At 35.8% G+C, this 20,463-nt stretch carries 24 protein-coding genes; 5 read left to right on the top strand and 19 right to left on the bottom strand.

From position 1 onward, the window contains the following. Nucleotides 1-21: 21 nt before the first annotated feature. The 5 genes from hemW to gpr all read right to left on the bottom strand — a co-directional run bounded on the left by hemW (nt 22) and on the right by gpr (nt 5,219). Entirely contained in the window at nt 22-1,161 is a 1,140-nt protein-coding gene (gene hemW / locus ACVWY7_RS01270) for a radical SAM family heme chaperone HemW (RefSeq protein ID WP_105989431.1), read from the bottom strand. 52 nt (nt 1,162-1,213) lie between these two features. Further along, complete coding sequence (locus ACVWY7_RS01275) at nt 1,214-1,588, bottom strand: winged helix-turn-helix transcriptional regulator (protein ID WP_001293546.1); 375 nt, start codon at nt 1,586-1,588, stop codon at nt 1,214-1,216. 131 nt (nt 1,589-1,719) lie between these two features. Next, entirely contained in the window at nt 1,720-3,543 is a 1,824-nt protein-coding gene (gene lepA, locus ACVWY7_RS01280; RefSeq protein WP_001030953.1) for an elongation factor 4, read from the bottom strand. 210 nt (nt 3,544-3,753) lie between these two features. Beyond that, complete coding sequence (locus ACVWY7_RS01285) at nt 3,754-4,116, bottom strand: YqxA family protein (protein ID WP_000438983.1); 363 nt, start codon at nt 4,114-4,116, stop codon at nt 3,754-3,756. Further along, a complete protein-coding gene (gpr, locus tag ACVWY7_RS01290) occupies nt 4,116-5,219 on the bottom strand; it encodes a GPR endopeptidase (protein ID WP_073525089.1) in 1,104 nt (367 codons plus the stop codon). The genes ACVWY7_RS01285 and gpr overlap by 1 nt, the downstream gene beginning before the upstream one ends. A gap of 181 nt (nt 5,220-5,400) precedes the next feature. Here gpr and rpsT point away from each other — a divergent pair, with 181 nt between their 5' ends. Beyond that, nucleotides 5,401-5,658, top strand: a complete 258-nt coding sequence (gene rpsT / locus ACVWY7_RS01295) for a 30S ribosomal protein S20 (RefSeq protein ID WP_001274011.1) — start codon at nt 5,401-5,403, stop codon at nt 5,656-5,658. Nucleotides 5,659-5,740: 82 nt separating this feature from the next. Here rpsT and holA read toward each other — a convergent pair whose 3' ends face one another. Continuing rightward, on the bottom strand, nt 5,741-6,751 hold the full coding sequence (gene holA, locus ACVWY7_RS01300) for a DNA polymerase III subunit delta (protein ID WP_001989864.1): 1,011 nt from the start codon (nt 6,749-6,751) through the stop codon (nt 5,741-5,743). A gap of 346 nt (nt 6,752-7,097) precedes the next feature. On the opposite strand from holA, the gene ACVWY7_RS01305 reads away from it, so the two are divergent. Then, nucleotides 7,098-7,232: a YqzM family protein gene (locus ACVWY7_RS01305; protein ID WP_000997609.1), complete on the top strand. Its 135-nt coding sequence runs from the start codon at nt 7,098-7,100 to the stop codon at nt 7,230-7,232. A gap of 28 nt (nt 7,233-7,260) precedes the next feature. Here ACVWY7_RS01305 and ACVWY7_RS01310 read toward each other — a convergent pair whose 3' ends face one another. The 3 genes from ACVWY7_RS01310 to comEA all read right to left on the bottom strand — a co-directional run bounded on the left by ACVWY7_RS01310 (nt 7,261) and on the right by comEA (nt 10,817). Beyond that, on the bottom strand, nt 7,261-9,582 hold the full coding sequence (locus tag ACVWY7_RS01310) for a DNA internalization-related competence protein ComEC/Rec2 (RefSeq protein ID WP_105989432.1): 2,322 nt from the start codon (nt 9,580-9,582) through the stop codon (nt 7,261-7,263). 14 nt (nt 9,583-9,596) lie between these two features. Beyond that, on the bottom strand, nt 9,597-10,154 hold the full coding sequence (locus ACVWY7_RS01315) for a ComE operon protein 2 (RefSeq protein ID WP_000439783.1): 558 nt from the start codon (nt 10,152-10,154) through the stop codon (nt 9,597-9,599). Nucleotides 10,155-10,217: 63 nt separating this feature from the next. Beyond that, entirely contained in the window at nt 10,218-10,817 is a 600-nt protein-coding gene (comEA, locus tag ACVWY7_RS01320) for a competence protein ComEA (RefSeq protein WP_017560009.1), read from the bottom strand. Between the two features lie 77 nt (nt 10,818-10,894). Here comEA and comER point away from each other — a divergent pair, with 77 nt between their 5' ends. Next, nucleotides 10,895-11,722, top strand: a complete 828-nt coding sequence (gene comER, locus ACVWY7_RS01325; RefSeq protein ID WP_001020550.1) for a late competence protein ComER — start codon at nt 10,895-10,897, stop codon at nt 11,720-11,722. 171 nt (nt 11,723-11,893) lie between these two features. Here the strand turns inward: comER and ACVWY7_RS01330 are convergent, their stop codons facing one another. The 8 genes from ACVWY7_RS01330 to ACVWY7_RS01365 all read right to left on the bottom strand — a co-directional run bounded on the left by ACVWY7_RS01330 (nt 11,894) and on the right by ACVWY7_RS01365 (nt 17,023). Continuing rightward, nucleotides 11,894-12,643, bottom strand: a complete 750-nt coding sequence (locus ACVWY7_RS01330; protein WP_001105571.1) for a class I SAM-dependent DNA methyltransferase — start codon at nt 12,641-12,643, stop codon at nt 11,894-11,896. Next, nucleotides 12,640-12,996 (bottom strand): ribosome silencing factor, encoded by a 357-nt coding sequence (gene rsfS, locus ACVWY7_RS01335; RefSeq protein ID WP_000653200.1) that lies wholly within the window; start codon nt 12,994-12,996, stop codon nt 12,640-12,642. Before rsfS ends, ACVWY7_RS01330 begins: the two co-directional genes overlap by 4 nt. Beyond that, nucleotides 12,993-13,562, bottom strand: coding sequence for a bis(5'-nucleosyl)-tetraphosphatase (symmetrical) YqeK (yqeK, locus tag ACVWY7_RS01340; protein WP_001078245.1), 570 nt, complete (start codon nt 13,560-13,562; stop codon nt 12,993-12,995). Before yqeK ends, rsfS begins: the two co-directional genes overlap by 4 nt. Beyond that, complete coding sequence (nadD, locus tag ACVWY7_RS01345; protein ID WP_001226054.1) at nt 13,552-14,121, bottom strand: nicotinate-nucleotide adenylyltransferase; 570 nt, start codon at nt 14,119-14,121, stop codon at nt 13,552-13,554. The genes yqeK and nadD overlap by 11 nt, the downstream gene beginning before the upstream one ends. A 131-nt stretch (nt 14,122-14,252) precedes the next feature. Then, entirely contained in the window at nt 14,253-14,546 is a 294-nt protein-coding gene (gene yhbY / locus ACVWY7_RS01350; RefSeq protein ID WP_000955224.1) for a ribosome assembly RNA-binding protein YhbY, read from the bottom strand. Between the two features lie 5 nt (nt 14,547-14,551). After that, nucleotides 14,552-15,385 (bottom strand): shikimate dehydrogenase, encoded by an 834-nt coding sequence (gene aroE / locus ACVWY7_RS01355; RefSeq protein WP_000812060.1) that lies wholly within the window; start codon nt 15,383-15,385, stop codon nt 14,552-14,554. Between the two features lie 15 nt (nt 15,386-15,400). Further along, a complete protein-coding gene (gene yqeH, locus ACVWY7_RS01360) occupies nt 15,401-16,507 on the bottom strand; it encodes a ribosome biogenesis GTPase YqeH (RefSeq protein ID WP_000140795.1) in 1,107 nt (368 codons plus the stop codon). Nucleotides 16,508-16,510: 3 nt separating this feature from the next. Beyond that, complete coding sequence (locus ACVWY7_RS01365) at nt 16,511-17,023, bottom strand: YqeG family HAD IIIA-type phosphatase (protein ID WP_000765311.1); 513 nt, start codon at nt 17,021-17,023, stop codon at nt 16,511-16,513. A 247-nt stretch (nt 17,024-17,270) separates the two neighbouring features. Between ACVWY7_RS01365 and sda the strand changes: the two genes are divergently transcribed. After that, on the top strand, nt 17,271-17,426 hold the full coding sequence (gene sda, locus ACVWY7_RS01370) for a sporulation histidine kinase inhibitor Sda (RefSeq protein WP_000850094.1): 156 nt from the start codon (nt 17,271-17,273) through the stop codon (nt 17,424-17,426). 146 nt (nt 17,427-17,572) lie between these two features. On the opposite strand, the gene ACVWY7_RS01375 is transcribed toward sda, so the two are convergent. Next, nucleotides 17,573-18,361 carry a phosphatidylserine decarboxylase gene (locus ACVWY7_RS01375; RefSeq protein ID WP_001254998.1) on the bottom strand — a complete coding sequence of 263 codons (789 nt, stop codon included), beginning with the start codon at nt 18,359-18,361 and terminating at the stop codon, nt 17,573-17,575. A 290-nt stretch (nt 18,362-18,651) separates the two neighbouring features. After that, nucleotides 18,652-19,365, bottom strand: coding sequence for an RNA polymerase sporulation sigma factor SigK (gene sigK / locus ACVWY7_RS01380; RefSeq protein ID WP_000051382.1), 714 nt, complete (start codon nt 19,363-19,365; stop codon nt 18,652-18,654). A gap of 182 nt (nt 19,366-19,547) precedes the next feature. Between sigK and ACVWY7_RS01385 the strand changes: the two genes are divergently transcribed. Continuing rightward, nucleotides 19,548-20,441, top strand: a complete 894-nt coding sequence (locus ACVWY7_RS01385; RefSeq protein ID WP_142395543.1) for a hypothetical protein — start codon at nt 19,548-19,550, stop codon at nt 20,439-20,441. Nucleotides 20,442-20,463: the final 22 nt, after the last annotated feature.

The following is a 20,463-nucleotide window of genomic DNA, read 5'->3' on the forward strand; positions in this document are numbered from 1 at the left end:
TCACGTTCATGGAACATGTAATTAGTCAATCAAAAATGATTGGAATACTTCATTCCCTAATAATTTCCCTTTTCGCGTTAAACGAACATATCCATTGCTCTCTTCAAGCAATCCTTGTTCTTGGTTATTTTGTAACTGCTTCGCGAAAACTTGATTCATCTCCATATTAAATTTCTTTTGAAACGCTATTTTAGATACACCTTTTGTTTTTCGGAGTCCTAGGAACAACTCTTCTTCCATCTTTTCTTTCTCCGTCACCACGTGAACATCTAAGTACGGAAATCCCGTTTCATCGATTTTATTAAAATATTGCTTGAGCGGCCCTACATTTTGGATACGTTCTCCATTTACATAACTATGCGCTCCAGCTCCAAACCCATAATACTCTTCATTATTCCAGTATGTGAGATTATGTCTACTTTCATTATCACCTTTTGAGAAATTACTAATTTCATACTGGGTATAGCCATGTTTCTCCATTTCATCCATTACCATTTCGTACATTTTCGCTTCATGGTCTTCACCCGGAAGTCTTAATTTCCCTTTATTCATTAAGTTATAAAACACAGTTTTCGGTTCCACAATTAATGAATATGCCGAGAAATGTTGTACCCCAAGCGTAAAAGCAATATCTAACGTTTCTTTCACATCTTCTATCGTCTGTCCTGGCAGAGCATAAATAATATCTACATTTATATTTTTGAAGCCCACTTCCTGTGCTTCTCTAATTGCTACAAACGCATCTTCTCTCGTATGCTTGCGCCCAATTTTCTCAAGCAATTCATCTCGAAATGTCTGCACACCAAAACTAATTCGGTTCACTCCACCTTCTAGCAATACATTTAATTTTTCTTTCGGCAAATCACCTGGATTCGCTTCAAATGTTAATTCACAATTCGGGGCAAACGGACGTAAACGACGATTTATAATATCTAATAATTTCTTTGTCTGTTCCATATTTAATGCTGTTGGAGTTCCCCCGCCAACAAAAATCGTTTTCATACTATCAAACGGTACCTTTTGAACTGTATTTATTATTTCTTTCTCTAAATACTCTAAATATTGATCCACCGGCTGGCGTTCAATAAACACTTTATTAAAATCACAATAGTGACAAATATGCTGACAAAACGGAATATGAATATATGCAGCTTGCACCAAAAATAACTCCTACCTTTCTAAAAAGAAAACCTCCGCGCTCGGGAGGCTTCTTTTACTTCTCTAACGTATTACGAATTTGTTCCATTCGCATTTTTCCCCAATCATACATCATTTCAACGATTGGTAAAAGCGACATGCCTAATTCCGTCATATAATATTCCACTCGCGGAGGAATTTCTGGGTATACGGTCCGATCAACAATCCCATCTTCCATTAACTCTTTTAATTGGTTTGACAAAACTTTATGAGAAATGCTTGGAAATAACCGTTGTAATTCACTAAAACGATGAGGCCCTTCCACACCAAGATGCCATAATATTACAACTTTCCACTTTCCACTAATAATGGACAGCGTCAATTCCTTTTCACAATTAAAATTGCCATTTTGTATTTTTTCTTGAATATCTTTTCGAATATTTTCGGACATTAACAAACTCCTAACTCTATATGAACTAAAAAGCTCTCTCACTATTGTAAATGAGAGCCACTCAGATGTCTAAAAAGTAATTATACATAAAAAAGAAGCCGCATAAACGACTTCTTTTTTCATTCCAAATATTAGTTGTCATCCATTTTCAGTACAGCCATGAATGCTTCTTGCGGTACTTCTACAGAACCAACAGACTTCATACGTTTTTTACCTTCTTTTTGCTTGTCAAGAAGTTTACGCTTACGAGAAATGTCACCACCGTAACATTTCGCAAGTACGTTTTTACGCATCGCCTTAATTGTAGAACGCGCTACAACTTTATTTCCGATAGTCGCTTGAATTGGCACTTCGAATTGCTGTCTTGGAATTAATTCTTTTAATTTTTCTACGATTACTTTACCACGGTCATACGCTGAATCACGGTGTACGATAAATGATAGAGCATCGACTTGCTCAGAATTTAAAAGAATATCCATTTTTACAAGTTTAGATGGTTTGTAACCAATTAACTCATAATCAAATGATGCATATCCTTTCGTATTTGATTTCAACTGATCGAAGAAGTCATATACGATTTCTGATAACGGGATTTCATATGTCAATGTAACACGCGTTTCATCTAAATATTGCATATCAATAAATGTGCCGCGTTTACCTTGGCAAATTTCCATTACAGCTCCAACATAGTCGTTCGGAACCATAATTGCAGCTTTAACAAATGGCTCTTCAACACGATCAATTGTTTGTGGATCCGGCATATTAGACGGGTTATCGACAATCATGTCTTCACCATTTGTTAAGAATACTTTATAAATAACGCTTGGCGCTGTTGTAATTAAATCAATCTTAAATTCACGTTCAATACGTTCTTGAATGATTTCCATATGAAGAAGTCCTAAGAATCCACAACGGAAACCAAATCCTAGCGCTTGAGATGTTTCTGGTTCAAACTCAAGTGCAGAATCGTTTAATTCTAATTTTTCTAACGCATCACGTAAGTCGTTGTAACGTGCAGAATCAATCGGATATAAACCACAGAATACCATTGGATTTAATTTACGATAACCTGCTAACGGCTCAGCTGCCGGACGTTTCGCGTGTGTAATCGTATCACCAACGCGTGTATCACCAACATTTTTAATCGATGCTGCTAAGAAACCTACATCACCTACTGTTAACTCGTCACGTTGCGTAGTTTTCGGTGTAAATACACCTACTTCTGTTACTTCAAACTCTTTTCCAGTTGCCATCATGCGTACTTTATCGCCAACTTTTACCGTTCCATTTACAACACGGATATACGCAATTACACCGCGGTATGGATCATATAAAGAGTCAAAGATCATACATTGTAACGGTTCTTCTGAATCACCTGTTGGTGCTGGTACTTTTTCAACGATTTGTTCTAAAATCTCTTCAATACCAATCCCAGCTTTTGCAGAAGCAAGTACAGCTTCTGATGCATCTAATCCAATTACATCTTCTACTTCTTGGCGTACACGCTCTGGGTCTGCACTTGGTAAGTCGATTTTATTAATAACCGGTAAAATTTCTAAATTGTTATCAAGCGCTAAGTATACGTTTGCTAACGTTTGCGCTTCAATACCTTGCGCTGCATCTACTACAAGAATCGCACCTTCACAAGCCGCTAAACTACGAGATACTTCGTACGTAAAGTCGACGTGTCCTGGTGTATCAATTAAGTGAAGAATATATTCTTCGCCGTCTTTTGCTTTATAGTTTAATTGTACTGCGTTTAATTTAATTGTAATACCACGCTCACGCTCTAAATCCATAGAGTCAAGCAACTGAGCTTTCATTTCACGTTGTGTTAACGCGTTTGTTTTCTCTAAAATACGGTCTGCTAACGTTGACTTTCCGTGGTCAATATGAGCAATGATAGAGAAATTACGAATTTTGGACTGTCTTTTTGCTCTTTCTTCTTTGTTCATCTATGTTCTCAACTCCTAATAGTCTCGCCAATATACACTAGCACTGATTATATCAATAGAGCAGCAAAGATTCAATGAAAACTCGTGCTGCTTACAATACAAATCATTCTATCTATATCTTATGCGAACAAACCATAAGAGACAAACCTTTTTCAAATTTAAAAACGGCCGTCTTACAAATCTGTAAAACAACCGTCCTCCGTTTGACTCTTAACTAAAAATTCCTTTTACTTTCCCGACAACTATATCTGTTCCAAACTTTGTTATTTCGTAGGCAACACTTGCTATCGCCATACCCATTCCTTCTACAACATTAAAACTTTTTAAGCTTTCTAATTGTTTTTGTTTTTCAGTAGCGGAAAACGAACTCTCCGAAATTTCTGATTCAGCGGCCTCACCTTTTGTTCCTGTCATATGAGCGATTTGTTCATACGACATTTGCTGATAACCTTTCATACTTTTCAATCCGTGATTTGCAAGTGCCACCCCTGCTGCCACCATAAGTAAGCATATGATCGCACTACATATACATAAAAGGGAAAAGCGGCTTAAATGATTATCGTCTCTTTCCATCAATGTGTATATGCTCCTGTATTATCTTGGTCAATTTGATGATGCAGTGCTGCATTTAAACCACTTGCGATTACATTTGCCATATCTTCTATGAAGGCATCCACTTCTTTCGGAGTCACCATTAAATTATGACCTAGAGGCGATAACACTTCATAAATTAATTTTCTCTTCTCTTCATCTTCCAGTGTACCTACAGCACCTAAAAACATATTTCGGCTCTTTTCATCCGGCATATCTTCTTCTGTTAATTTTTTCTTTTCTCCAAATGTAAAACCAGCTGGTAACAAAGATCGAGAAGGTTTGTTTCCTTCTTTCATCTCCCGGCCAAAATGTTTCAAAATAAAATCAATTGTATCGCTTGTAATTGAAACGGCATCCACCACAGTTGGAACACCAATTGCGATAACAGGAATACCTAATGTTTCTTTACTCAGTTCCTTACGTTTATTCCCAACACCCGATCCAGGATGAATTCCTGTATCAGAAATTTGTATCGTACTATTTACCCTTTCAATAGAACGAGCAGCTAATGCATCAATTGCAATGACAAAGTCTGGTTTTGTCTTCTCAATGATTCCATAAATGACATCGCTCGTTTCAATTCCTGTAATCCCCATTACCCCCGGCCGAATTGCACTAACAGGCCTAAAGCCTTCTTCTACACTTTCAGGCTGCAATTGAAACAAATGTCTCGTTACCAATACATTTTCTACCACTATCGGTCCAAGCGCATCGGGCGTTACATTCCAATTTCCAAGACCAACAATTAAACAACTCGCTTCTTTCGTAACGCCAACCTCTTCTAAGAAATAAGAAAATTCTTTTGCAAAAATGCGCTCTACTTTTTGTTGCAATTCCGTATCTTGTTGACGTATACCTTGTACTTCAAGCGTTAAATAATTTCCAGGTTTTTTACCCATCGATTCAGAGGCAACTTCATCAATCGTTACTTTCGTAATGATAATACCTTCTTCTTCCCTCTCTTTTACAATAACGCCTTGTATCCCTTTTTCCTCTTCTTGGCGCTCTTGCAGCATTTGATGTGCCTCTACAGCAAGGTCAGTTCTAACGCTATATTTACTTAAATCTAATGATTCTTTCATCGTATCTCCTCCGTAATTCATAGTAAATATCGTTAGATTTCCCAAAGTTATATAAGGTCATTCTTTCCTTTACGTGAAATTTCATAGATATACTATTGCAATTCTCTTCACCGTTTGATAGAATATCACTTGTTCTATGTTAAGAATCGAGTCATTCGATTGCACCAGGGAGGTGAAAAGTATGGCAAACATCAAATCTGCTATCAAACGCGCTAAACTTAGCGAAGAGCGTCGTGCACATAACGCTTCTATCAAGTCTGACATGCGTTCTGCTGTTAAAACTGTAGAAGCTTTAGTTACTAATAACGATCTTGAAAATGCTAAAGAAGCTTTCAAAACTGCTTCTAAAAAACTTGACAAAGCAGCTCGTAAAGGTCTTATCCACCAAAACGCTGCAGCTCGTCAAAAATCTCGCTTAGCGAAACAAGTAAACGCGTAAGGCGTTTAAAAAACGATCCATTTGGATCGTTTTTTTATATCCAAAAAAGTTCACGTGCTAAGCACGTGAACTTTTTGTATCATCACATATGATTTAATCGCATTAAGAAAAACTCAAGCACAAGTTTCTTATCCATTTTTCCAGTCTTCATACTATAATCAGCTTCCGCCAATTCTATAATCACTTTTTTTAGTTCTTCAAAAGAGAAAAACTTCGTTTGATTCATCGCTAACTTTACACGATATGGATGTACACCAATATGAGAAGCAATTTGATTTTGTCCATAACCACGCTGCTGTAACTCTTTCACTTGATGCAGCAAGCGGAATTGACTTACTAACAACGCAAGCAATTTAATCGGTTCCTCCTGCTGCGTAAATAATCCATCCAAAATTTGCATCGCACCTGCGATATCTTTTTTTACCACTTTTTCTGTTAAAGCAAATACATTTTGTTCAACTGATTTTGGCACAAGCTCTGCAACAAGTTTCGGCGTAATCTCTCCGCCCATACCGACGTATAACGTTAACTTGTCCATTTCCTTCGCCAACATCGTCACATTACTTCCCACAAGCTCTAACAATAAACTAACAGCTGCATTATCAATATGTACATGCCCTTCCTCTGCACGAGCTACAATCCACTTTTGAACATCCTGCACTTGCATCGCATTCGCTTCTACTATATCTGCTGTTTTCTTTAATAGTTTTGTAATTTTTTTTCGTTCATCAAGCTTTTCGTAAGGCGCAACAAAAACAAGAATAGAAAATGGAGAAGGTTCCCCGATATATTCTTCTAAAATTTTTATATTTTGTTCTAACTTTTCTTTTTGTGACGTTAAAAATAATGGTGATTTTATTAATAACACTTTACGTTCTCCGAAAAAAGGAAGTGTACGTGCATCCTCAACCACATCTTCTAAATACGCTTCTTCTAAATCATATGTCACAACATTAAACTCGCGATCTTCCTCTTCAAGCGCTTCTGTTGTAATAAGCTTTATCGTTTCATTTATAAAAAACGCTTCCGTTCCATACAGTAAATACAACGAAGCAAACTGCTTTTTTTTAATCTTTTTATGTATATCACTCATACTTTTTCCTACTCCCTAACTTGGCAATATATATTTTATACTAATGCCCTAGCTTTTGTTTTACAAGTACAAAGGAACAGGCTGTATAACCCGTCCCTTTATTTATATTAAACGCCACGCAATAAGCCCCGGGTTTCTTATTGGTGTGCGGTAATCACCTTCCCTTTATTATTCACCATAAAAATTCGAGTATAAGTGCCAACTGTTAACATGCTTGGAAACAAAAACTCACGTGACTACATGATCTAAAAGTAGTCAAAACGCTCGATTTCTCTTCATATGGAAATTGTAGATTTTTTTCTGACAATATTTTATACTAAAGTGGAATGTTGGGGAGGGATTCTAAATGAATGATTTTGAACAAAACGTTCAAAGTAAACGCAATGACGCTATTGATTCAGGGGTAGGATTTATCGTCTCATTTGGTTTTTTCGCAACACTTTTCATCATTGCAACTGTTATTAAATTTATCGGTTCTTAAAGACTGCTGCTTACTGGCAGTCTTTTTTTTATCTATTCCGTGTTTCATCATATGTGATTTTGCTACGAAACGTTCCGCGTTCCCCTTTAAAAACATAGGAAATAGCACCTTGCTTATCCGTGCGCCATATTTCAATCCCCATCTTCTCAAAACGCTCTATAACTTCCTTATGAGGGTGCCCATACCTATTCCGTTCACCGACAGAAATAATCGCTATATTAGGCTGTACGGCGCTCAAAAAAGGCGTTATAGATGACGTATTACTTCCATGATGAGCAACCTTTAAAACATCCGCCCGTAAATCTGGATATGTAGCTACTAAACCCTTCTCTCCTTCTTCTTCTAAATCACCTGTAAACAGCCACGTTATCCCCCCTAATTTTGCCCACAGTACAATTGAAGCGTTATTTTCACTTCTTTCTTTTCCTGTTGGTGCTAGCACAAAAAATTCCGCTTCATTTACGCGCCAACTCTCTCCTTCCCCCACTTCACTTATTTTCACTTCCTTTTCTAACGCCTGTTTCTTTACTGCTTTTTCTAATATTGCCTCTTGTTCCTTTCGACCAAATACAACTTCTTTTACGGTTATATTTGATAATAATTCTTGTGCAGCACCGATATGATCTGCATCTCCATGCGTTACAATTAATTTATCAATTTTTTTAATACCTTCCTTTTGTAAATAAGGGATCAAAATATCATTTCCAACAGAAAATTCATGCTTTTTCCGTTGCCATTCTTCCTTGTTTAAACGAATTGTTCCACCAGTATCAATAAGGTAAATCTCTTGATCATACGGGAGGCGAATTAATATTGCATCCCCCTGGCCAACATCAAGAAATGTAACACTCCCACTTTCTCGAAAATACGGATATACATAATGACCTGTACTAATGAAAAGAAATATGCCCGCAGATATAAACATCATTCCCTTCGATATTCGCCTTTCCCAAACCATCAATACACTAATAATACTCACGCAATATAAGGCTACAAGAAGTATAGGTGTTTGTCCGAAATTAAGACGGGTAAATGGTAAACTTTCACAATAACTTAAAAAATCATTAGAAAAATTCAAACCTATTGATAGTACATTCGCAAAGCTTTTTGCAAGAAACGGGATGATCGGCATACATATCAAAACAATAATACTACACGGCAATACAATGAGAGATAAAAACGGAACGTAAAGGATATTTAGAAAAATACTATATGGAGAATAATAACCGAAGTGATATAACAAAATCGGAGTACTAACGAGCTGTGAAATAAGAGAAATATAAATAGAATTTCTAATTACTCCATTACCACTCTCTAGTAAGAGCGGGGCAGATAAAAGTAAAGCAAAACTCCCAACGAAAGAAAACTGAAAGCCAATATTAAACACGAGATATGGATCAAATATAAGCATACATATAGCTGTTATACTTAAAGCATCTAAGCTAGATAAACGAATAGAACACATAAAAGCAATTAACATTAAAACTCCTGTTACAGAAGCTCTTATAACAGACGGTGACGCTCCTGCTAAAATCATATATATAGGAATGAAGAAGATAAGACATACTGTTGCTATCTCCCTTGTCACACCACTTCTTAGCAAAATAAAATACACAATCACCATTAACAATACGATATGCGATCCTGAAATCGCCAACAAATGCACAAGACCGAATTGTTGATATTGCTCTTCAACTTCAAATGTCATTTGTTGTCTATCACCAAATAGTAACGCGTTCATAAAAGCGCCTGATTGCTCTGGAAACATTTCTGTAACTCCTAAGATTGCTTGCTGCCTCAAAAGAAGAATCCATTGCACAAGTGACAACGATGTTTTACGGCATTCAGAAATATATGTAGCTTCCAATATGAAATGAATATTTTGCTTATATAAATAATCACGATAATTAAACCCATGAAAATTCCGAGCTATTTGTGGTTCTTTCCTCTCACCATCAAATATACATGACACTCCTGCATGTAATTGTCGCATTTGTTTCTTTTCCGAGGCTGATTTCATTTTGTAACTTAACTGCACTATATTTTTATTCTGATCTTCAACTTGAAATGATAGGCGATCCCCGTTAATAAGAGGTGTATTATATATCACTCCTCTTGTAGCTTCGTAGGACTCTCCCAGAGGCTTATTTTGCCCTTGAACATACGTGGTGTACATAGCGCCACTAAAACACACTATCATACAATAAAGGAAGGTTTTACGCGAAGTACGATACAAACAAAAGAAAACATATAGAACGAGACAACAAGTCAGCAATACAACTGAAGAGGAGAAGGCGATTGCAATCCCTATTATAAATGAGATTGCAACGTAGCCCCATTGTCCTTGCAACTCATACTCACTCCTTATAGCATCATTTTTGCTTTCGTGAATACATGCTGTAATTCTTCCATTGATAAGTTCTCTTTTTCTAAAGATGCAAATAGTTCTTTTAACTCCATATGACGCTTTTGATCCTCTAATGCTGCAATATCATATTCTAACGGAACGTGTTTCACCGTTACATTCGCTTTTTCAAATAACTCTACGGCATATGGATGATTTTTATAATCCTGTGCATAATAAACCGCTGTAATACCACTTTGTATAATCGCCTTACAACATTGTAAACACGGAAAATGCGTAACATAAATTTCCGCTTCCTCCGTTTTCACGCCAAATTTTGCACATTGTAATAAAGCATTCATTTCTGCGTGAATTGTACGAACACAATGATTATCAATAACGTAGCATCCATCATCTATACAATGTACGCCACCTTTAATTGAACCATTATATCCACCAGCAATAATTCGTTTATCACGAACGATTGTTGCTCCTACTGCAAGCCTTGTACATGTACTACGTAAAGATAGCAAATGGCTTTGCGTCATAAAATATTGATCCCATGAAATTCGTTCCATATTCTTCACCTACTTTTTTGTCTACTTGTAGTGTAGCGAATGAAGAAAAACTTCGTCAATCTTTTACGGAATAATAATTTGATCTTTTATTTTTTCCAGAGACTTCACACCAATCCCATCAATCTCTAACAAATCTTCTATTTTCTGAAACGGACCATGTTCCTCACGATATTTCAAAATACTTTCTGCTTTCCTAGAACCGATACCTGTAATTTTTTCAAGTTGTTCTTTAGAAGCTGCATTTATTTGAACTTTCTCCTCCCCCTTTGAAACAGCAGCCCCTTCCTGCACTTGTTCATTTTTATCCGGCACATAAAGGACCATTTGGTCTTGTACCACTTGCGCTAAATTTACCTTTTTCCTATCTGCTTCGGGTAAAAAACCGCCTGCCTTTTCAATGGCATCCTTGACCCGGTCTCCTTCTTTCATTTCATACACTCCCTCTTTAACAACAGCCCCTTTCATATCAATTACAATTATTTTTTTCTGCTGCTTTGTATCCGATATTTTCGGTTTACTTTTTTTCTCTATCTCTTTCGCTTGAACATCCGTTGTAATGACCGAGCGCTCTGTATGCTCGTTCGTTTTCCAAAAAAGAAGAAAAAGTACAATCCCAATAATAGCTACTAGTCCTAACCATTTCTTTGGAAAATCCCACATCATTTTACACCTCTAATCATAAATTTATAACATCATTCATATTGTTTAGGAGAAAGCTGTTACGAAGGAGGGATGAAACATTGAACATAGGAATTATAGGGACAGGAAACATGGGGAATATATTAATCGATGCATTTTTAGAAACCCGTGCTGTCAAACCTTCGTGCCTTACAATCATTAATCGAACGCCAGCCAAAGCATATCATATAAAGGAAAAATACCCTTCTGTTCATATAGCCAAAACTATTGATAAGGTAATCGAACGATCACATCTTATTTTTATTTGCGTAAAGCCGATAGATATATATCCGATCCTACAAAAATACGCTGAACATTTTTCTGATGAAAAGTGCTTAGTTTCTATCACAAGTCCAATATCTCCATCACAATTAGAGACACTTGTACCTTGCCATGTTGCCCGTATTATTCCGAGCATTACAAACCGCGCCCTGTCTGGCGCATCACTATTTACATTTGGAAATAACTGCTCTGAAGAATGGCAACAAAAACTATTTCGTCTATTCAAAAATATTTCTACTCCCCTTGTAATAGAAGAAGATATAACACGCGTTTCATCTGATATAGCAAGCTGCGGCCCTGCATTCTTTAGTTATTTATTACAATGTTTCATTAACGCTGCTGTAGATAAAACAAATATCACACATGAAGAAGCCACTACTTTAGTAAGTGAAATGGTCGTTGGAATGGGGAAACTACTTGAAAAAGGGATTTTCACATTACCTACTTTACAAGAAAAAGTATGCGTTAAAGGCGGCGTTACAGGAGAAGGTATTCGTGTTTTAGAAGAACATGTTGGGGATATGTTTCATAAATTAATCGAGCGGACACACGAGAAGTTTGATGAAGATTTAAAATGCGTTGATCAGCAATTCAATAAGCACACATAATAAATACGTCATCGTTATTCCAAATCCTTTTTATAAATACTTACTTTTTCACATTATATTTTCACTTAAACTAGCATTTTCACACTTCACACATATCATTTCCTTATTATTCTAGAACTAAAATTACAGCTCCTTTACAAAACAAAAGCAACCTTCTCGGTTGCTTTTGTTTTATCCGTTTTTCTTCGCCATGAAGAAAATACGCTCTGTTTGTTCTGTAACTTCAAGTCGCTCAAAGTCACCAGTTACACGAAGTACTGTAAAACCAGCCTCTTCAAGCCATTTCGTTAACTCTTCAACCGGATATGCACGTTGCACGTGACATTCATCAAAACGATGATACACATCTTTTTCTGGGTCTTGAACAAAGAATGTTAAATCATGTTCTACACTATTTGATTCTTCACCAGGGAAGCAATTCCAAATAAGAGATATTTCTTCCCCATTCACTGTGTATGTTTCATTTTGAAATACATGATGTATTTTATATAAAGAATGTACATCAAATAAAAACAAACCATCTTGACGTAAATGATGAAACACTCTTCGAAATGTTTCTTGTACGCCATCTTCTTGCAATACATAATTTAATGAATCACAAAAGATTGTTACACAATCAAACTCACCCGGAACATCAAGTTCGCGCATATCTTGTTGGTAAAAAGGAATAAAATGCCCTTCTCCGCCTAGTTTTTGCTGAGCGACTGCTAACATTTCTTCTGAAAGATCGACACCGATTACATCGTAACCCTTTTGTACAAGCGGAAGCGTTACATTACCAGTACCGCATGCTACATCCAGAATCTTTGCCTCTTTCATATCCGCTTGTTGTAAGCTTTCCTCTGTGAATTCCACCCATTTATCATACGGGACGTCATTCATTAGTTCGTCGTACAACAATGCAAATTGTTCGTAGTTCATTGGCCTAACTCTTCTGTAATATCTTCACGTGGCACATCGCCCCATAGACGCTCTAAATTATAGTGATTACGCTCATCTTTATGGAATACATGAGCAACTACATCTCCAAGGTCAACTAACACCCAGCGTGCTTCGTCAAAACCTTCCATACGTTGTACATCGATTTGGAACTCGTGTGCTTTCGCTTTAATTTCACGCGCAATGGCTTGTACTTGCTTATCTGAGTTACCGTGACAAATAATGAAATAATCTGCAATTGGTGAAATACCTTGCATATTTAGGACAACCATATCTTCTGCTCTCTTATCATCAGCTGCTTTTGCTGCTAATACTAATAAATCTTTATCTTTCATTTACTCATTTCCTCCTTGATAACTGCGTTGTATGTTTGGAATGTTAATGGATAAATCGTTTGATTTTTTTCCATTAAAAATTGAATTGTTCTCTTTAACGCAAATAATAAAGCTTGATTTATATCCGCATATGCGAGTTTACGAGCTTCCTCTACCCCCGGAAACTTTCGCCCAGGTTCAATGTAATCAGCTACATAAATTACTTTATCTAACATCGTCATTTTCTCATGACCACTTGTATGATATGTAATAGCTTGCAGAATTTCAGGATCCGTAATGCCTACTTCTTTTTCTACTAAGTATGCCCCAACAGGTGCATGCCATAACTCTTTGTTATAACAAAGTAAATCTTTCGGCAAATCTTCACTTTTAATGATCTCTTCCATCTCTGAAATCGCTCTACACTTCGCATAATCATGGAATATAGCTGCAACTTCAGCCTTTTTTTCATCCACACCGTATAATTTAGCAAGTTCAATTGCCGTCTCCATTACACCAATTGTGTGTATATAACGTTTTTCATGCATTTGTTGTTTCACAATATGAAGTGCTTCCTCACGATTCATACAACCCATTCCTCTCGATATATACCTGTACTTTTTCAGGAAGTAAATATTTACATGTTTTCTTCTCTTTATATCTCTCACGTAATAAAGATGAAGAAACTGCAAACTCCGGAATTTCCACAGTGGTGATAGGATAAGGTGTATGCAATGTATAACCAGGTCTTGCAACCCCAACAAACGTTACAAGATCAAGTAACGCTTCAATGTTATACCACTTTGGTAAATACTCAACCATATCTCCACCAATAATAAAGTGAAACTGCACATCCGGATACTTCTTCGTTAATTGTAGCATAGTGTCATACGTATAAGATGGGCCCTTCCTGCTTAGCTCTTCTAAACAAATAGAAAAATGTTCCTCTGCCTCAGTCGCAAGTTCTAACATTTGTAAGCGACTTTCTACACTTGTAATATTCCGCCCTTGTTTATGCGGCGGAATTTGGTTCGGTAAGAACCATACTTCTTCTAAATTCAAAGCGTGATATACTTCATTTGCAATTAGCAAATGCCCATAATGTGGCGGATCAAATGTACCGCCAATGATGCCAATTTTTCTCAAAAGAAACGCCCCTTCCTTTTACATACAGCAACTCTCTTCATTTCCATCCGAAGAGAGTTTACTGTTAATAAAAGTTCAATTGGTTTCGATTTCTACATCATTACTAGTGATAAAAATAGCGTATGCTATTTTTATCGAGGAAGTTTAATTTGCTTGTTTTCTCTTGATTCTTTGTATAAAACAATTGTACTTCCAATTACTTGAACGATTTCAGCACGTGCACCTTTTGCAAGCTCTTCTGCAACTTCACGGCGATCGAATTCACAGTTTTGTAGCACACTTACTTTAAATAACTCACGAGCTTCTAAAGTATCTGCAATTTGTTTAATCATATTTTCATTTACTCCGCCTTTTCCTACTTGAAAAATTGGTGTTAAATGATGTGCTTGTGCACGTAAAAATCTTTTTTGTTTTCCTGTTAACATATATGTTAGCCTCCAAGCTTTCTTATAACTAATTGTTTCATTCGTTCGATATTCGGTACGCAACCTGTCCACATTTCAAATGCAAGCGCTCCTTGATAAACAAACATATCAATACCATTTTGAATGATTGCACCTTGCTCTTTCGCCTCACATAAAATTTTCGTTTCAAATGGATTATAAATTATATCTGATACAATTGTTCCATTTTTTAACGAAGAAATTTGTAACGGCGTATGTTCGACACGTGGATGCATACCTATCGTTGTCGTCTGAATGATAATATCATAATTCCCTTGTTCTTTTGTTGCTTTTTCTAATGATAAAGCAACAGAATGAACAGTAGCCGTACATGCAGCAATAAGTTCTTTCGCCTTATCTACTGTACGATTAGCTACATCAATCTCTTTCACCCCTGCATCAGCAAGTGAAAAATAAATAGCTCGACTAGCACCGCCTGCGCCAAGTAATAAAATACGTTTCTCTTGAAGTGGTTCACTACTAATGGATTGCAGTGCTCGGACAAAACCAATTCCATCTGTATTGTAGCCAATCAATTTTCCATCCTTATGAACCACCGTATTTACTGCACCAATTTGTTTTGCTAGCGGGTCAATCTCATCCAAATAATCCATAATCGCAACCTTGTGCGGAGTTGTTACATTAAATCCTGAAATACCTAACGCTTTTAAACCTCTTACTGCTTCCCCTAACACTTCCTCTTTAACAAGAAAGGCATGATAATGGGCATCCATATTCAAGTGTTCAAATGCATCGTTATGCATAACGGGTGATAATGAATGTCCAATTGGATCTCCGATTACACCATATAATTGTTTCATAAATCCCTCTCCATATTAAATTAAAGATTTACGTAATGAAACACTTACTCCTTTTGGTACGTGTGCAACAATTTTTGCTCCTGGTTCGTTCACAGTAACCCATCCTAATCCAGAGAATACAACATCCGTTTTCGGTTCACGAATATTAAACTCGTATTTCACTAGCTCTGGCATATTTTCTAATTCTTCTGGTGTTGGCGGGCTTAGTAAATCCCCAGCATGATTTTTATACAATTCATCTGCTTTCTCAAGCTTTGTACGATGGATTGTTAAGCGATTTGAGAAGTGACAAGTAAATGCACGACGACCGCCACTTACATAATCAAAACGTGCCAGTCCACTAAAGAACAATGTTTGTTCTTCATTTAATTGGAACACCATCGGCTTAATTTCTTTTGTTGGTGTAATAAGCTTTAAGCTTTGTTTTCCAACGTAATGAGCCATTTGATGGTGGTTAATAATACCTGGTGTATCATATAAAGAAGATTCTTCGTCTAACGGGATATCAATTAAATCAAGCGTTGTTCCTGGAAAATGAGATGTTGTAATTACATTTTCAGTCTCATCACTAAATTCTTTAATCATACGATTAATAAATGTTGATTTCCCTACATTTGTACATCCAACAACGTAAACATCTTTTCCGCCGCGGTAATACTCAATCGCATCTGCCAGCTCAGCAATCCCTTGTCCCTTCGCTGCACTAATTAAAAAGACATCTTCTGGCTTTAATCCTAGCTGCTTTGCACTATAGCGCATCCAATGCTTTACTTTATCATGTTTTACTGACTTAGGAATTAAATCAGCTTTATTCCCAACAAGTAATACTTTATTATTTCCCACGAAACGATGTAAGCCAGGTAACCAGCTACCATTAAAGTCAAAAATATCTACAATTTTAACTACTAACGCATCCGATTTTCCAATACCGTTTAGAATACGTAGGAAATCATCATCTGTTAATGAGACATCTTGAATTTCGTTATAATGTTTCAATCGAAAACAGCGTTGACAAATTACTTGTTCTTTTTCTAAAGATGAGGCAGGAGCATATCCCACTTCATTTTTATCTTCTGTTTGAATTTCTACACCGCAACCAATACATTTAATTGTTTCAGTCAAACTTTATTCCTCCCAGTTAATTAAACCTTTTTTCTTCATGTTTCTCATAATTCTTCGTTCAATTTTTCGATTAAAGCGCGTTACTAATCCGTCTGTTTGTGCTACTGGTACAACTAAAATTGTATGCAGTCCAACTCGGTTTCCACCTAGCACATCCGTCAGTAACTGATCCCCAATTACTACAACTTCATCTGGTTGCAACTGCATCTCTCGTATCGCACGCTTAAACGCACGAACAAACGGCTTACGCGCACTATGAATAAATGGAATGCCTAATGGATCAGCAAAGTCTTTCACTCGTTGCTCATTATTATTTGAAACGACCGTTACTTGAATGCCTTGCTCTTTCATTTTCAAAAACCATTCTTCAAGTTGTGGCGTTGCATTTGGACGATCCCATTCAATTAAAGTGTTATCTAAATCAGTAATAACACCTTTAATTCCACGTTTCTTCAAATCTTCTGGTTGAACGTGATATACATTTTTCACATATTCATTTGGTAAAAATAGTTTCAATTTCTTTCACCTCTTTGAGGAGTTTTCATAAAAATTTTTCGACAACATATTTCGATATATGGCCTGTGGATAAAATTGTACACATTTTCCACATTAATATTTCAGTTAATTTGGAATTTACTAACAATCTATACACATTTTATCCACCTAGGTATGTGGATAACCACTCGTTTGTGACTGTCATATTTTTTTGGTACATTAAATGCAACAACGAATCAATCCTTATATTATTAGGAGGTGACTCACCTTGAAAACAAAACATATGGAACAGTTATCTACTGAGTTACTCACTGAGTCTTATTATAAAGCAAAAGAACTAAAATTAAATCCCGACTTCATTTTACTTATAAAACAAGAAATTATTAGACGCTCATTAGAGGACAAGCTTGTCAAATCGTCTTGATTACATATAAAGAGGAATTTTAATTAACTAACTTGTAAAAAGAGCCATCCTGCGATGGCTCTCGAATAAACAAGTACTCCCATCTAGGGAATTTCATCATTACGCATCTTTGTCCATAAATCTTGCTTACAGTTATAAAATCTTTTTTACTTATAAGCCAATCGAGTAGCAATTTTTTCACCAAGGCGAAGCTCTTGTCCACTCTTCAATTTTTGCACTACTTCTATCATATCTTTTTCAAACAATAACACAACTGTTGAACCGAATGTAAAGTATGCCATTTCTTCACCTTTTTGAACAGTGTCTCTTTCATGCAGCAGCTCAATACTATTTACAAACATAGCTCCTACTTTTACAAGCGCCATATGTTCACCGTCACTATTCACTTCTGTAACGGAGCGATAATTTTTTGACAATGGTTCTTTCCCGTATTCCATACCAGCTGCATTTACCGGATATGATTTTCTACCGAGTACAAATCTTTCAGTCACAGAACCAGAAAGCGGACTATGAATACGATGATAATGACTTGGGCTTAAATAAATAACCATATATGTACCACCTGCATATCGCTGTGCACGCTCTTCATTACCTAGCATATCCACAATCGAATAACGCTTGCCTTTAATATCAAATGTTTTTGTGTCCTCAATAGGACCGTGATCAGCAAAAACACCATCAACAGGACTAACGATACTCGATGCATCTGTATCAATACTACGCTTTCCTTCTTTTAGCTTACGTGTAAATAATTCATGCAATGTTCTATATTCCTTCAAACCCTTTTCCATCTCATCTTGATTAATTTGAAACACTTTCGCATACGATGGAATAATGATAGAGCTCAAACGAGATTGTGCAAATTTACGTAATATATAAGAAGTAAAACGACCATTTGTAAGTTCGATCATAAGTCGATATAATGTACGTCGCAAATTGCGGAACCTCCTAATCAGTCTATAACTTTAGCTTCCCCTTCTTTTCCTTCTATATCATATGTAAAATTAGTTCTTATTCCCACATATCATATAGAACCGCCATATTATACATGCAGAAAACTAAGTACGGTATTATTCTTAAATTGTTTAGCACCTTCTAATATTACAGATAGAATCCGTCATTTTCAACAGTGAACATGGATTTCTTCTGAACACAACTCTTTTTCTTTCCTTATTTCCAAAAAGAAAAGCAGCCCATTTTAAAATACGGCTGCTTGCAATGTACATTATTCTTTTGCTTTTTTCTCTTTCTCTGCTCTTACAAATTCATGGAACATTTTCATTAAAGCGCGCTTTTCAATTCTTGATACATAGCTTCTGGAAATACCAAGTGCCTTCGCAATCTCTCGTTGCGTTTTCTCCTTATCAAGCCCCAGTCCAAAACGCTTCACGATTACTTCTTTCTCTCGTTCGTCTAAAATATCGATATACTCTTTAATCTTTTCTAACTCCATACTAAGCTGGATCATATCAATTACATCTTCAGACTCTGATTTTAATATATCAATAAGCGATATTTCATTCCCCTCTTTATCTTGCCCGATTGGATCATGAAGTGAAACGTCCTTTTTCGTTTTCTTTAATACACGTAAATGCATCAAAATTTCATTTTCAATACAGCGTGCTGCGTACGTCGCAAGTTTTGTACCTTTTCCTGCCGAATAGCTCTCGATCGCTTTAATGAGCCCGATTGTACCAATTGAAATTAAATCTTCTGCATCTTCCCCTGTATTTTCAAATTTTTTAACGATATGAGCTACAAGCCGTAAATTATGTTCAATTAACAGATTCCTCGCTTGAGCATCACCTTGCTCCATTAACTCTAAGTACTTTCTCTCATCGTCTGATGATAATGGCTGCGGAAACGCATTGTTCTTCACATAAGAAACAAAGACAAACACTTCTCGAACCATATATCCAATTGCGGCGAATAGACTCAAACCTTTCACCTCCGCCAAAATAGTGGTCTTTACTAAGTGTATGTAGGCGTGAGGTTGTTTGTGTCTGTACAGTTTATTTATAAAACTCAACACTTCCAATATTTAAAATATTTTATTGTTATATTATAATTATATAAAATTGTTATTTATATATGAATATGCTATTAAAGGGGACACTATTCATGCTCACATTAGATCGATTATTAAATGTAACAATTTATTTAGGGGTATTTTTACTTTTCATTTCATTCATTACTTTTGTTATTAAGAAAGGGCCTGATTTATTATTTTTTCAATTTGGAATTTCCTTGTTTTTTGGAGCTCAAATTATAATTGGAATGAAATTTTTTCATAACTATGGTTTCTCCTTTCACTCAAAACTAGAACTACTTATCTTTATTTTCTATGTAATTGGATTTATTACATGTATACTATTGTTCTTTCGCTTTCAAAATCCCTATCGAATTTTTTTATTAATTTGTAGTTTTTTATTTTTAACTGGATCCAATTATTACTTTAAAGAAACATTAAAATTTAGTAAAAAAATTCCAAAGCAACATAAAACTTTTTTAAGTACACAAGAAGAAGACTCTTTCCCAAAAGAAGTGCGTAAATTTTCGGAGGATTACAACAACATAATAAGAAATGATTTTTATGAAATACCGATGATTCCTACTGAATTACAGATTACAAGCAAAAAAGATTCTTCCCATAGTACATCTTTCTTAGTTGAACTTCATAATATGGAGGATGAAATTACTGATGACTCTGTACAATTAACTCCATCAGACCGTTTTTATATACTGTTAAATACACAAAAAACAAAAATATCAAAAATAGTATATGAAGGGCGAGATTTTTTCACATTAACAGTCACACTAAAGGCTCTTAATTTACAGCAGGAACCAGAAATTCATAATATGTTTTTAGAAATAGATAAACGTAGAGCAATGAATCTTCTTGATTTCGAAATTAAAGCCCACTCTAAAGAATGGAAAGTAACATTTAAAAGTGATAGTTCTCCTTCCAACCTTCCTATCACATTTACATTTGAAAAACGAACAGGCAAATTATAAAAATAAAAAGAGTTATTTTCTT

This window comes from Bacillus sp. TE9106W (assembly GCF_054062215.1).